The sequence below is a fragment of the Paenibacillus brasilensis genome (genome assembly GCF_009363115.1).
Taxonomy (GTDB): Bacteria; Bacillota; Bacilli; order Paenibacillales; family Paenibacillaceae; genus Paenibacillus; species Paenibacillus brasilensis.
Genome location: NZ_CP045298.1, coordinates 4890727 through 4903786 on the forward strand (window position 1 = coordinate 4890727; position 13060 = coordinate 4903786).

Here is a 13060-nt window from a genome sequence, read left to right on the forward strand (position 1 = left end):
GCAAGAAACTACTTTATGAAGAAAGAAGAGGGCATCATCGTGTATAACATGGAACAGGAATACAATAGAGCACAGCGAGGTGATCGTGAGGCATTGATTCAGCTATGTCGGAGGCTGGAGTTTGAGCTTTACGGCTTGGCAAAAGCTATTATCGAACATGACGAAGATTTTATGATTGCTTTTCAAAAAACGATTCTTCAAGTCTATAGAGGCATGCATTCTTTACGGGGAACAGATACTATTAAAGAATCACCCCACGACTTCGAAAAATCTACTCAAGCTGTGAATGTCCAACAGATGAAGTTGCGAGAGGCGGTCAACCAGCTGGAAAAGGATTTTCGGATTGTGATTCATCTTTCTTATTTTCAAAAGTTATCGATCAAACAAATCTCTTATGTACTTAATATAGATGAAGCTGAAGTTAAAATGCGATTGCACAAAGCACGTGAACTATTAACAGAATGGAGTTTAAATTCAAGGTTGATCATCAGTAGCCAAGTGCACAGCTCAATACATTGGCATAATATGTTAAATTTACTCGATAAAGCCTAACTTTCAGAGGTGAGTTGGAATGTTGGAACGTTGGAACGTTCTATGGAGAATACATGGGAATTGAACAAAGGAAAGGGAGTGATATTTTAATTTCATTTTCCTTGATCATAGGGGATTTGGAAAACCAACCAGAGCTTTAAAAGCGGAAGACTATACTTTGGATAAAGTCATCAATGATATAGAAACAGCAAGACAATGCCTTCATTTGGATCACTTTATTATATTAGGTCATTCCGGGCACGCTTTTATGGCCTTGGAATATGCCAAACAATACCCTGATCATGTTCACAAAGTAGTGTTATTAAATTCAGCACCTACGAACAGCGAAGAGAGACAGCGCCAAAGCTTTTTGTTTTTTAATGAGACAGCCTGTTCAGAAAGAAAGGCGCGTTTTGAAAAGGATATTGTTTTATTGGAGGAAGATATCAAGAGAGATCCTGATAGACGATTTGTTCATATGTGTATACGTATGGGTGCGCAAAGCTTTTATGATTATACCTTTGATGCGGCTTACATGTGGAATGATGTCTACACGAATATGCCCATAATCGATTATTTATGGGGAGAAGCATTCGGACAGCTTAATCTGATACAATCCTTGGCTGATATCCATAAACCAGTTTTTATAGGTTTAGGAAGGTATGATTATTTGGTCGCGCCTGTTTCATTATGCGATTCGATTGACTACTCCTATGAAAACGTGAAGAAAGTTATTTTTGAGCATAGTGGTCATAACCCGATGTATGGTACAAAAATGGCAGCTGGTCTCATACTACACCCGAACAAAGCATATATCGAGGTCAAGGTTCAATTGTATAACCCTTCATCAGAATCGTAAACGTCTTTGTGGTGGAGCTAGGTGGTAATGACCATACGTTACAGGCAGGACTGCGCATGTAGCCAACCATCATATTTCCCCAGGCAAAAAACAGTGGTTAACAGTCATACAACAATGGCTGGCTGGAATGAAAAGGCAGAGCAGCCCATAGCTAATATCAAGTCTGTTAGCATGTTCTCGTATATGAAATTCCCATTCGTTATATGAAATAAACGAAAAAGACTAGAGGATGGCGATTCTCAGGCTACTAAAAATGGCTATCCTCTGGTTTTTCATCATTCCGTTCTAATTCCTTGAAAGGCTGAATCCACTAATTTGTGTATATACACATCGTCCAATAGACCGCCGGTGACCAGCAATCGATAGAAAATCGGCCCATATATGAGATCAATACTTAATTCGATATCAAGATCCCCCCGTAATTCCCCACTCTGAACTCCCCGTTCCAAAAGCTGCCGGGCCTCAAGTCGGCGTGGATGGATATATCGAGTTTGGTATGCCTCAGCCAGCCCTGCATCAAATTGCCCTTCACCAATCAGCTCCGCAATGATTTTTCCCTCACGGCTAATCATAAATAGAGTTACATTGGTAGCATGGATGAGTATGTCCTGGAAAGCCGTACCCGTGTCGGGTATGGGCAGCCTGTCTGCAGCCGCAGCCAGGAAGCCGTCGATGACCACAGCGGCCTTATTAGGCCACCATTTATAAATTGTGGCTTTGCTCACTCCAGCGCGTTCCGCAATTTTTTCTACAGTGACCGCGCCAAAGCCATTTTCCAGCAACAAATCATAGGAAGCGGACAGTATAGACTTGTGCGTTTCAACATTCCGTGGCCGTCCTCTTTTGCGTTGCATAAAAATCCTCCCCTCTAATAAAAACGATACGTTCAGTATACTAAAATTCGAACGAAAATAAAATAAATTGAAATTACCTATTTACAAAACGATACGTTCAGTATATTATTTGTTTATCGAATTACTGAACTTAACGTTTAGTAAATAATTGTTGGAATGCGGCAAGGTCTAACATGTTATTCTGTCGCACATTCGTAAACAAAAGAGGAGAATGATGATCATGCAAAAAAGTTCATTCAATGAGAGTAAAGGGATTTCTAAGTGGATGATGTTCCTGTTGGCATCAGCATGCGGTCTTATCGTTGCCAATTTGTATTATGCCCAAACATTGGTCGGTCCTATTGGTGCCGCGATGGGGCTTTCTTCTGCAGTAGCTGGATTAATTGTGACCTTGACCCAAATCGGTTATGTTGCAGGATTGCTGTTTATTGTGCCACTTAGCGATATCATTGAGAATCGGCGTCTGGCGGTTGTGTCTCTAATCGTGGTGGTATGTGCTTTGCTGACAGCAACATTTGCCCCCGGCGGAGCGTTATTTCTGATTGCGTCACTGTTTATTGGACTGGGTTCAGTGGTAGCTCAAATCCTGGTACCTTATGCCACCTATTTGGCAGCCGAGGAGCAGCGCGGGCGTGTTGTAGGTAATGTGATGAGCGGACTTTTGCTCGGAATCATGTTTGCCCGGCCGGTAGCTAGTTTAATCACCAGCATCTGGGGCTGGCAGGCTGTATTTTCCTTATCAGCCATTGTTACCACACTGCTGGCGATTCTGTTGTCGCGCACTCTTCCGGAGCGTAAGCCTACGCCTACGATGAACTACGGTGAATTAATTTTCTCATTGGGAGCTCTTTTCAAACAAACACCTGTGCTGCGTCGTCGTGCTTTTTACCAAGCTTGTTTATTCGGTTCCTTTAGCCTTTTTTGGACGACAGTCCCTTTACGATTGGCAGATGACTTCGGGATGTCTCAGCAGGGTATTGCATTGTTCGCTTTAGTTGGCGTGGGTGGGGCAGTCGCAGCACCAATTGCCGGTAAACTGGCGGATAAGGGCTTGACCAGATTGTTAACTGGATTGGCTATGGTCATAGCAACGATCTCCTTTTTGATGATTTATCTTTTTCAAGACCATTCGATCGTTGCCCTCGTGATACTGTTTATATCAGCAATTACGCTGGATATGGCCGTATCGGGTAATCTTGTGCTTGGACAACGTGCCATTTATTCATTGGGAAGTGAGGCAAGAGGTCGTCTGAACGGTCTGTTCATGTCCATATTCTTTATTGGCGGAGCTGTTGGTTCCTCTTTGGGAGGATGGGCCTATGCTTATAGCGGCTGGAGTTTCACAGCACTTCTTGGGGTTGCTTTACCACTGTTATCTCTGCTGTACTTCTTCACTGAAAAAAAACATTGAGGAGGTCGATTGCAGCATGGACTGTATTGTCAGGTAATTATGAAAATATTCTGGTTCTACTGTCCGTGACTTGACGGCTCAACCAGGTTCTGTATAATAACCGGGAGATCAAACTACATTTCTAGTTTACTCCCGGTTTTTGATGCTTCCAGCTGGAACAGCTCTAAGGAACGGTAACTGAATAATATAGTAAGGATAATATAATGAGGGAATGGCATGGAGGTAATCATGAAATACGAAGTTATTTTGTTTGATGTGGACGATACACTATTTGATTTTAAAAAAGCAGAGCGTCATGCACTACAGAACACTTTTACCCAATTCGGCTTGCCGGAAGGGGCCACTGAGTATAAGGCCAGCTATGATGAAATCAATAGTGCGCTGTGGCGGGAAGCAGAGGAAGGACATATTAGCCCGGCGGATCTGCGAGTGGAGAGATTCAAGCGATTGTTTGCTGTTCATGAGCTGGATTTCAATCCGGATGCCTTTAGTGCTGCTTATTTACGTTATTTGGGTGAAGGAGCCTTTTTGATTGACGGAGCGGTTGAAATATGTGAGAAGCTGTCCGACCGTCGCTTGGCGATCATTACGAACGGAATCAAAGAGGTGCAAACCTCCCGAATTCAGCTTTCGCCACTGCGTAGTGTGTTTGAACAGGTGATTATTTCCGAGGAAGTGGGTTGCCAAAAACCACAAGCCGCTATTTTTGATTATGCATTTACCAAGCTGGCTATTTCGGATAAAAGTAAAGTTCTTATGATCGGTGATTCTCTGACTTCGGATATCCAGGGAGGGAACAATTACGGAATTGATAGCTGCTGGTTCAACCCTAGCGGGAAAACAAACACATCTGAAATTCAACCAACCTATGAGATAAAAAATCTGATGGAGCTAGAGAATATTATACTTTCAGAAGGTCATGTATTGAAGAATTTCTAATATATAGTGAAAGTCATCAGATTTGTATGTATAACACTAGAGGCTGTGATGAAAATTTTCATCACGGCCTTTTTGCGAGCAATAACCCACCACCTCGAAAGCTATGATTGGAAGTTAGAACCGCTGTATTGATGCAGATATGAATCGATATTTAAACAAGAAGCCCTTGCGGAGCTCCGCCTTTTAACGATTAAAAGTGTGATTACTCAAAACGCTCATTTTTAATCGTAGTTATTAATTGTTCCATAAAAATACGGCTGGCCGCGCTTAAATATTTGTTTCTTCGGTAAACGACACCGATTTGTGTGGTTAATGCTGGGTTCTGAATCGGAATTGTTTGAATATGCTGGTTGTCAATGTAATCGAGATATGCCTTCGGTAGAATAGTGACGCCAATACCTTTGCTGACCATATTGACGATCGACTCCATGGTTGTCATTTCCAGTACCGGTTGGGGCGTAAAATCATACGAGCTACACTTTTCATTAATCAGTTGTCTCATGAAATACGTACCCGGCAATAGGACGGAAGGAACTCGCTGGAGGATGTCAAGCGTTACAAAAGGTTGCTGGGCAACGGGATGATCGACAGGGGCCGCAAGGGCAAGGTCTTCTTTGTAGAGAGGGATCGATTCCAAGCCATCATGCTTCATCGGTAACATTACGATACCTAAATCAAGCTCATTTTGAAGCAGCGCGTTGTATATATCTCCGGTTCGTAGGCCAAAGATAGACAGCTCGATATTAGGATATTTACGGTGAAACTCAATAACTGTCGGTGGAAGCAAATAATTGACAACCGTCTGTAGAGCACCAATTTTCAACGTACCTCTTTCTAGTCCCTGTAGTTCGCTTATCGCGGTACGTGCCTGCAAAAGCTCATGAAGAATGTTATAGCCATGACGCTGCAACGTTTTTCCTGCTTCTGTTATAACGGTCTTCTTACCTATACGATCAAATAGGGGAGTTCCAATTTCGTGCTCCAGTAAACGAATTTGTTGGCTTAGAGAGGGCTGGGCAATGCCGAGTTTCTCGGCCGCGCGGGTAAAATGCAGTTCCTTGCATACGGCCATAAAGTACTCCAACTGTTTCAATTCCAAGGGTCTTCCTCCTTCACGTTCTATAACAATAGGCTATTTGAATCATTGTAAGATAAATCATTTAAAATATCTAATGGAATTGGATTACACAAATTCAATAGTGGTAGCAATTCCATAGGTAAAACCAATCATTATCAGTAAAAATATGAAATTGAACTGACTTAGGGGGGGGGAGATAAGAGAGGGAAAGACTAACTTTCCCTCGGAAGAAATGAGGAATAAAAGGGTTGATGACCATTGGAAAATTGTCGGCCAATCAAGACGAAGTAAGAAGCTGTTTTCGTTTGCTGAAATCGATTTATTAATTGTGCTAGGTGGCCGTTTGCTTGGGAGCACAGCTCATCGGGGAGGCTCTGGGAGCGAAGCATGAGCATAGTCCAGAAAAGGAAATAGGCTGCCATCTGGAGTTTAATCACGAATTGGTAGAGCTTCTAATCGGGAATTCGGAAGCTGAACTATCTGAACATAGCAACCACAGATTCATTTCCCAAAATAAAATGTCTCTTTTGTTCCTTATTATTATATTAACTTACACTTATATTATATTTAAAGGCGAAACTTAAGCAATTATAATGACATTATATTTATAGTAAGCTCTAGTTAATCCAAATGGAGGAGTGCATATGAGTGATAATTTGTTTCAACCAAAAGTAAGAGAAAAATTGAGATGGATGAACGAACCTGAGCACTGGGAGTACACCAAAGAGGATGGATTGATCATTGATGCATCGGCTAAAGTTGATTTTTTCAAGGATCCTGGTGGAAAACATGTAGCTCATTCGGCTCCTTTTCTACATCTCCAAGTTGATTCATCTTTTCAGCTTACAACACAGCTTCAGGTAGACATGCGCCATCTTTATGATTCAGGGTGCTTGATGTTGATGGCTGACGAGAACAATTGGGCTAAATTATGTTATGAGTTTAACGGTGAATATGCTACGATTGTATCTGTTGTCACCAAGAATGGCTCCTCTGATGATTGTAATTCTGAGCGTGTTGTGGTCGATAACCCACATTTGAGGATCACGAAGATTGGAAGGACTATTTCTTTTTATTATTCACCTGATGGTGAGGATTGGAAGTTAATCCGTTACTTTGGAATGGAACATTCTGCTCAGTTTATTGCTGGTGTTGTAGCCCAGTCACCGATGGGATCAGGTTGCAGTGTCAATTTCAAATATTTAAACTTAACACTTCCCGATGAGGATAGCAGGTTTTAAGCATATAAGAGGTCGCCATATCGGCGGCTTTTTTGTTTTAACAATATAAGCTTCTTCTCCAAGCCTGAGGAAAGAGCTTCATTTCATCAAAAAAACTTGACATGTAATGCGTTACACAAATTACAGTGTAATTGTAGAACATAACAACAACCATCTCATTAATACATCATTCGTTGAAACAAGGGAGACAGCACACTAATGGATAGAGCTACTCAGAAAATTGTGTTTATTGATATAGACGGAACACTTGTTGGTGATGACGGCATGGTGCCTGATTCGGCACAAAAAGCCTGCAAAATAGCACGCGAGAATGGTCATCTGCTATATCTGTGCACAGGTCGTTCGAAAGCTGAAATTTATGACGCCATTTGGGATATTGGATTTGATGGTCTCATTGGTGCAGGAGGGGGATATGTAGAATTCGGTGATGAGATTCTTTATCATAAAAAAGTCACACCTGAGGGTGTTCGATATATGGTGGATTTCTTTAATACACATGGGATTGATTTTTATCTGGAGTCCAATTCGGCACTTTATGCCAGCCAGAATTTAAAACCTCATCTGGAGAGAAGAATCTATGGAGATGTTGAGAACGACCCTGTGGCCAGAGAAAAAATGGAGCGTTCCCCTCACCCATTTATCGCGGGTTTGACATATGGAGAGGCTGATCTATATAAAGACGATGTCAATAAGGTTTGCTTTCTGGAAAGTGATGTCCCCTTTGAACGCATTAAGGCTGAATTCCAGGGAAAATTTGAGGTCATCCAGTGCACCGTTCCGATTTTTGGTAAGGACAGCGGGGAAATGATGATTCCTGGCATTCACAAGGCCATTGCCATTGCTGATTTGCTAAACTATTTGGGTCTACCTCGGGAACAGACGATTGCCATTGGAGACGGAATGAACGATGCCGAGATGCTCGAATATTGCGCTGTAGGCATTGCTATGGGCAATGCAAAACCAGGTTTGATGGAAATTGCAGATGATATTACAGACCACGTTGAGGCAGACGGACTTTATAAAAGCTTTTTAAAATATGGTTTAATATCTGTCTATCTCAAGTGATGATTGTGCAAAATTGGGGCGTGGGTAGTCGCCTTTACTCCGTAATTGCTAGTCATTTGTGATACAATCAAGATGTGGAAGGGAATGGTAAAGGAGGATCTAGCACGTGTTCAAAAACATGATAAATTGGGAGACAGGCAAGTGGATTAACCAGCCTTTGTCAGTGCGGCAAGAGGGCAACCATCTAAAGGTTGTACCGGAAAAGGGAAGAGATTTTTGGAAAAAGACATTATACGGTTTTGAATTTGAAGATGGTGCTGCTCTGTTAGCTGATTGGCAAACGGACAACGCAGTGGAGGTGTCGTTTCTGCTGACATCCTTTACAGAGCTTTATGATCAAGCGGGTATTTTATTATATCAGGGACCAGAGCAGTGGATTAAAGCAGGAATTGAAATCAACGATGGAGTTCCTCAGCTGTCTGCAGTGGTAACGGACGGTTATTCCGACTGGTCTTTGACTGCTGTACCGGAATGGAAGGGGGAAGAGGTGACCATCCGCGCTTCTATTATGAAGGATGCTGTGATTATTCGGGCACGCACGGAGAACCACGGATGGAGAACCATTCGAGTAGCCCGTTTCCCGTATAATTCCGGTAATCAAGCAGGGCCCTTTACTTGTTCACCGACTCGAGACGGCCTGGAAGTTACCTTTACCCGCTGGGTTTTCACTGAAGCAGACCAGGATTTGCATGTAAATCCTCTAATGTAAGTAGTGGAGTTGGTTACTTTGGCTGTTAATGAAAGGATTAATTAAACGCATATGTTGTTCCGTGAAGCTTGAGGGCAAGTCCTCAAGCTTTTTTCGTAGGGACTACAGCTAGCATTTTGATATTATTCTTGCAGATTACACTCGGACTATTTATAATATATGAATAAGTGCTCATATATTAATTTGAAATGTGTATCACCAAAATTTACAAAGAAGAGAGGCATGTAGATGAATAAGAAGAGTCACCCGCATAACCATAATACGGCATGCGAACATGATTCCAACCAGCATCATCAACACGATCATTCTAAAGGCAGTAAGCATTCAGATGCTCACGGACATGGGCACTCCCATAGCCACGGGCATTCTCATGGACATGGAGCGAACAAAAATGCTTTGAAGTTATCATTTTTTCTAATTGCTGGTTATATGATCATTGAATTTATTGGTGGATTACTGACTAATAGCCTGGCGCTGTTATCTGATGCGGGGCATATGCTCAGTGATGCGGGTGCATTGGGGTTAAGTTATCTGGCGATGACCTGGGGACAACGGCAAGCAAGTAAGTCAAAGACGTTTGGCTACAAGCGCTTTGAAGTACTGGCCGCTTTTATCAATGGCTTAGCGCTTGCCCTGATATCGATTTATATTTTCTGGGAAGCTTTCGAACGGCTCTCTGACCCACCTGGAATCATGACTTCAGGAATGCTGACCATCGCAGTGCTTGGCCTGCTCGTCAATATAGCTGCTGCTTTGATTCTAATGAGAGGAGATACATCTGAAAATCTCAATATTCGCAGTGCTTTTCTACATGTAATAGGGGATCTGTTAGGCTCTGTAGGTGCGATTGTAGCCGCACTGTTGATTATGTTCTTTGGCTGGAATTTGGCTGATCCGATTGCCAGTATATTGGTCGCGATTCTGGTAATTATCAGTGCTTATCGGGTGACCCGGGACTCCATTCATATTTTGATGGAAGGTACGCCGCTGAATATGAACACAGATCAAATTAAGCAATCCCTGCTTGATCTTGAGCATGTTATTGAAGTGCACGATCTTCATGTATGGGCGTTATCCTCGGATGTTCCGTTGCTGAGTTGCCATATTATCATTCAAGATCCAATCTACAGCAGTGTTGTGATGGAACAGGCACAGAGGTTGTTGAATGAACAATACGAGATCAAGCATATTACAATACAGATTGATAGACCGGGATTCCAGTGTCATATTGAACATCATTAACAAAAAAGTCAAACAGCTTCTTCGAAAGGCTTCTTGACAGCACGGTAGTATAATAGTTATCATGGATACATTAGATCTGTAATACATTTCCGTAAATAAGTCCTTAGCTTTAGAATGCTTGAGCTTACGAATCAAGCTGCATGGTCCTTGTGCTTGCAAAGGACCATGCCAAGCTTTGGTTATTTGTAGATAACATGTATCTGCAAAGTCTTTATAATATTTGTGTAAAAGGAGACTGAAACTATGTGCAGCAAACCCTCTACCAATCACTGGAATACGGGAACGAATGATGATAGGCTGCATTTAGTAGCCGGCCTGGGAGCCGGGCTCTTGTCCTTACTGCAGCCCCGAGCCGGAGAACGAATCCTGGATGTAGGCTGCGGGAATGGGGACTTGACCGCCGAGATTGCAGCCGCCGGAGCAATACCCACAGGTCTCGACCTGTCGGAGGAGATGGTGATGCGGGCTAAACAGAAGTACCCTTTTCTGAATGTCCAGGTGGAAGACGCTTGTCATTACCGGACAAATGTCCCCTTTGACGCTGTGTTCTCGAATGCAGTTTTGCACTGGATCAAGGATGCTGAAGCTGTCGCCCGCTCCATCTGGCTGGCCCTCCGGGAGGGTGGGCGATTCGTGGCCGAATTCGCGGGCAACGGCAATGTCGCCATGCTGACTACTGCCATGCAGCAGGCGCTGGAGGCGCATGGTTATACATGGGCGGGACGGAATCCGTGGTATTTTCCCACCATTGGGGAATACGCCAGCCTGCTGGAGCAGACCGGCTTCCGTGTCACGTTGGCACAACACTTCGACAGACCCACTCCGCTCAAGGCAGATACTGGGCTGCGGGACTGGCTGGACAAGTTTGCTGATTATTTCTTCTCGGACGTCACCTCCGCCGACAAAGCATCCATCTATCGCGCCATTGAGGCAAAGGTTAAGCCACAACTTGACCAGGGAGGTCAATGGATGGCCGACACCCGTCGATTGCGCATCGTAGCCATCAAACCAACAGAGGTCACCGCTTTTACTTAATGATTGCGGTCCCATTCGCTTGCTGTGAGCGGCCCTTAAGCCTGTGCGTACTCATTGCCCCTGCCGGTTGAAGAAAGATGTACGCAGCAGGTTTCGGGTTGCCATTCATGTTGGTAGCGACATCGATGAAGGGTATCCTCTCTATATGTATTAGCCAGTTCATGTAACTTGAAAAAAGGTACGATGCATTCCAAATTTGATATTATCCATAATTATATTTGCCACATCTTTTGGAGTCATATTGGGTGAATATTCGTACCACCATTTAACCGTTGTCATTGCAGATGATGCAAACAAGCGAGTTAATAGCTCCTGTTTTTCTGAAAGTTCCTTCCTCGTAATTTCTGTTCCATTGCTATTTTCACGAAGACATTCCCCGGTTCTCCTTTCAAATATACGTGCCATATCTTCATATACATATAACTCCATATTTTTATTCCACAATATGAGGTACCAGTCTTTATGATCATACATAAATTGGAGTTGTTTTCTTAACGCCTCCAAAGATTCATTCATTTTATTATTTTCCAAATTAAAAGATGCCAGATTGATATTGTTTGAAAGTTCTTCCAAGGTCGATTTTATCAGTGATTCTCTTAGTTGATATTTATCCTCGTAATATTTGTAGAATGTAGAACGATTAATTCTCGCCGCAGTAGTAATATCTTTTACGGAAATAGATGAGAAGGTTTTTTGACTAATACATTTAGTAAAGCCATGTTTTATATTTTCGAGTGTTTTCACAACACGTAAGTCTGTTATCTCATTCAATATTTGTCACACTCCAATTCATTCATTTAATTAGTATTCATTTATTTGAAAACAACAAAAGCTATTGGAACTGTTGTTTAAGCAACATTCAGGGTAAAGCTTACTGATATTCTGGGTCTTTTTTCTTTATTATAATCTTAATATAAAAAGTGTTTTGTTTAAAATGGTATCCACGTTGATCACAAGATACTGTCGACACTCTAACGCCAAAAAAGAAAAACATAGTATGAAAAGGAGAATCTTTCATGTCAAACAATCGTTTATGTAAAGTTTTAGGGATTGAAAAACCAATTATTCAAGGACCTATGGCTTGGGTTTCAACAGTACCATTAGTTGCAGCGGTTTCTGAAAGTGGAGGTCTTGGTGTATTAGGAGTAGGATTTGCTCCATTAGATTTTATAAGGGACCAGATTATTGCTACAAGAAATATGATGAATAAACCCTTTGCAATCAATGTAATTATGACTTCTGAATTATTAGATCATGTAACAAAAGTTGCTTCAGAGGAAAAGCCACCAGTCATTTATGCAGATACGCTCGTGGGCCTTGATTTAGAGTTATCCCAAAAATACTTTTCTATATGGCATGAATTAGGAATAAAAGTAATCGTTAAAGCAAGTACAATTCAAGATGCCATTACTGCGGAGAAGGCTGGTGCAGATGCAGTTATTGTAAAAGGCTGGGAAGGTGGCGGACATACTACTTATGAAGCAACAACGGTTCTTGTTCCACAAGCAGCGAACTGCTTATCTGTACCAGTGATCGCCTCTGGTGGTATTGCAGATGGAAGAGGAATGGCAGCAGCTATCGCTCTTGGTGCTGATGGCATTGAAATGGGAACCATTTTTATGTGCGCAGAGGAAACAGTAGTACATGCAAATGTAAAAGATGCCATGTTAAAAGCTGGTGATATGGAGACTGTCATAACAGGGTATTCTACTGATGAGCCATGCAGACAATTGAAGAACAAGCTTTCGGAGGAAATGACTGAAATTGAAAACAAATATAGCAAAAGAGAGGCCGCAGTAAAACTAAAAGAAGTTGCTGAAAGTTCTTTAAAAAAGGCAATGCTGGAGGGCGACGTTGAAGAGAAGGGCGCTGTTATGGTGGGGCAAATAGTACCACTAATAACTGAGATTAAGAGTGTAAAAGATATCATAAATGATGTATTAGAAGGCTACCATGAAACAATTTCTAAGATAACTAAGTTTGAAGTTTAATATTAAACATAAAGGGAATAAAGATAAAAATTATGAAGATTCCGAGTATAGGAGAGGGCCATAAATCTTTGAAATAGGAGGAGAATGATGATAAAACTATCGAAG

12 protein-coding genes and 2 pseudogenes are annotated in these 13060 nt (G+C 42.1%); 11 read left to right on the plus strand and 3 right to left on the minus strand.

Annotated elements, in window-relative coordinates; translation table 11 throughout:
* Positions 1–15 precede the first annotated feature (15 nt).
* The 3 genes and pseudogenes from GCU48_RS23065 to GCU48_RS29385 all read left to right on the plus strand — a co-directional run.
* Positions 16–552: an RNA polymerase sigma factor gene (locus GCU48_RS23065; RefSeq protein WP_244315875.1), complete on the plus strand. Its 537-nt coding sequence runs from the start codon at positions 16–18 to the stop codon at positions 550–552.
* 85 nt (positions 553–637) lie between these two features.
* A pseudogene (locus GCU48_RS23070) lies at positions 638–1297 on the plus strand (alpha/beta fold hydrolase); the annotation flags it as partial.
* Positions 1292–1487, plus strand: a pseudogene (locus GCU48_RS29385) (hypothetical protein); the annotation flags it as partial. The pseudogenes GCU48_RS23070 and GCU48_RS29385, both read left to right, overlap by 6 nt.
* 178 nt (positions 1488–1665) lie before the next feature.
* Here the strand turns inward: GCU48_RS29385 and GCU48_RS23075 are convergent.
* Entirely contained in the window at positions 1666–2244 is a 579-nt protein-coding gene (locus GCU48_RS23075) for a TetR/AcrR family transcriptional regulator (protein WP_152381590.1), read from the minus strand.
* Between the two features lie 220 nt (positions 2245–2464).
* Here GCU48_RS23075 and GCU48_RS23080 point away from each other — a divergent pair, with 220 nt between their 5' ends.
* The gene (locus GCU48_RS23080; protein WP_152381591.1) at positions 2465–3655 is read left to right on the plus strand and encodes an MFS transporter; all 1191 of its coding nucleotides are present in this window, start codon (positions 2465–2467) and stop codon (positions 3653–3655) included.
* 228 nt (positions 3656–3883) lie between these two features.
* The gene (locus GCU48_RS23085) at positions 3884–4594 is read left to right on the plus strand and encodes a YjjG family noncanonical pyrimidine nucleotidase (protein WP_152381592.1); all 711 of its coding nucleotides are present in this window, start codon (positions 3884–3886) and stop codon (positions 4592–4594) included.
* Between the two features lie 202 nt (positions 4595–4796).
* On the opposite strand, the gene GCU48_RS23090 is transcribed toward GCU48_RS23085, so the two are convergent.
* On the minus strand, positions 4797–5693 hold the full coding sequence (locus tag GCU48_RS23090; RefSeq protein WP_152381593.1) for a LysR family transcriptional regulator: 897 nt from the start codon (positions 5691–5693) through the stop codon (positions 4797–4799).
* Between the two features lie 623 nt (positions 5694–6316).
* On the opposite strand from GCU48_RS23090, the gene GCU48_RS23105 reads away from it, so the two are divergent.
* The 5 genes from GCU48_RS23105 (at position 6317) to GCU48_RS23125 (ending at position 10964) form a co-directional block, all read left to right on the plus strand.
* Positions 6317–6913: a DUF1349 domain-containing protein gene (locus tag GCU48_RS23105; RefSeq protein ID WP_152381594.1), complete on the plus strand. Its 597-nt coding sequence runs from the start codon at positions 6317–6319 to the stop codon at positions 6911–6913.
* Between the two features lie 198 nt (positions 6914–7111).
* Positions 7112–7978 carry a Cof-type HAD-IIB family hydrolase gene (locus GCU48_RS23110; RefSeq protein WP_152381595.1) on the plus strand — a complete coding sequence of 289 codons (867 nt, stop codon included), beginning with the start codon at positions 7112–7114 and terminating at the stop codon, positions 7976–7978.
* 118 nt (positions 7979–8096) lie between these two features.
* Positions 8097–8687 (plus strand): DUF1349 domain-containing protein, encoded by a 591-nt coding sequence (locus GCU48_RS23115; RefSeq protein ID WP_370881024.1) that lies wholly within the window; start codon positions 8097–8099, stop codon positions 8685–8687.
* A 228-nt stretch (positions 8688–8915) separates the two neighbouring features.
* Positions 8916–9929 (plus strand): cation diffusion facilitator family transporter, encoded by a 1014-nt coding sequence (locus tag GCU48_RS23120; RefSeq protein ID WP_152381597.1) that lies wholly within the window; start codon positions 8916–8918, stop codon positions 9927–9929.
* A gap of 243 nt (positions 9930–10172) precedes the next feature.
* Positions 10173–10964 (plus strand): class I SAM-dependent methyltransferase, encoded by a 792-nt coding sequence (locus GCU48_RS23125; protein WP_152381598.1) that lies wholly within the window; start codon positions 10173–10175, stop codon positions 10962–10964.
* A gap of 159 nt (positions 10965–11123) precedes the next feature.
* Here GCU48_RS23125 and GCU48_RS23130 read toward each other — a convergent pair whose 3' ends face one another.
* The gene (locus tag GCU48_RS23130) at positions 11124–11735 is read right to left on the minus strand and encodes a TetR/AcrR family transcriptional regulator C-terminal domain-containing protein (RefSeq protein WP_167518749.1); all 612 of its coding nucleotides are present in this window, start codon (positions 11733–11735) and stop codon (positions 11124–11126) included.
* Positions 11736–11980: 245 nt separating this feature from the next.
* Between GCU48_RS23130 and GCU48_RS23135 the strand changes: the two genes are divergently transcribed.
* Positions 11981–12955, plus strand: coding sequence for a nitronate monooxygenase (locus GCU48_RS23135; RefSeq protein ID WP_152381600.1), 975 nt, complete (start codon positions 11981–11983; stop codon positions 12953–12955).
* Positions 12956–13060 lie beyond the last annotated feature (105 nt).

Bases quoted from the DNA above. Each gene is read 5' to 3' on its own strand.
- GCU48_RS23065 (WP_244315875.1), top strand. From the start codon at position 16: ATGAAGAAAGAAGAGGGCATCATCGTGTATAACATGGAACAGGAATAC.
- GCU48_RS23110 (WP_152381595.1), top strand. From the start codon at position 7,112: ATGGATAGAGCTACTCAGAAAATTGTGTTTATTGATATAGACGGAACA.
- GCU48_RS23120 (WP_152381597.1), top strand. From the start codon at position 8,916: ATGAATAAGAAGAGTCACCCGCATAACCATAATACGGCATGCGAACAT.
- GCU48_RS23115 (WP_370881024.1), top strand. From the start codon at position 8,097: ATGATAAATTGGGAGACAGGCAAGTGGATTAACCAGCCTTTGTCAGTG.
- GCU48_RS23075 (WP_152381590.1), bottom strand. From the start codon at position 2,244: ATGCAACGCAAAAGAGGACGGCCACGGAATGTTGAAACGCACAAGTCT.
- GCU48_RS23135 (WP_152381600.1), top strand. From the start codon at position 11,981: ATGTCAAACAATCGTTTATGTAAAGTTTTAGGGATTGAAAAACCAATT.
- GCU48_RS23085 (WP_152381592.1), top strand. From the start codon at position 3,884: ATGAAATACGAAGTTATTTTGTTTGATGTGGACGATACACTATTTGAT.
- GCU48_RS23080 (WP_152381591.1), top strand. From the start codon at position 2,465: ATGCAAAAAAGTTCATTCAATGAGAGTAAAGGGATTTCTAAGTGGATG.
- GCU48_RS23105 (WP_152381594.1), top strand. From the start codon at position 6,317: ATGAGTGATAATTTGTTTCAACCAAAAGTAAGAGAAAAATTGAGATGG.
- GCU48_RS23125 (WP_152381598.1), top strand. From the start codon at position 10,173: ATGTGCAGCAAACCCTCTACCAATCACTGGAATACGGGAACGAATGAT.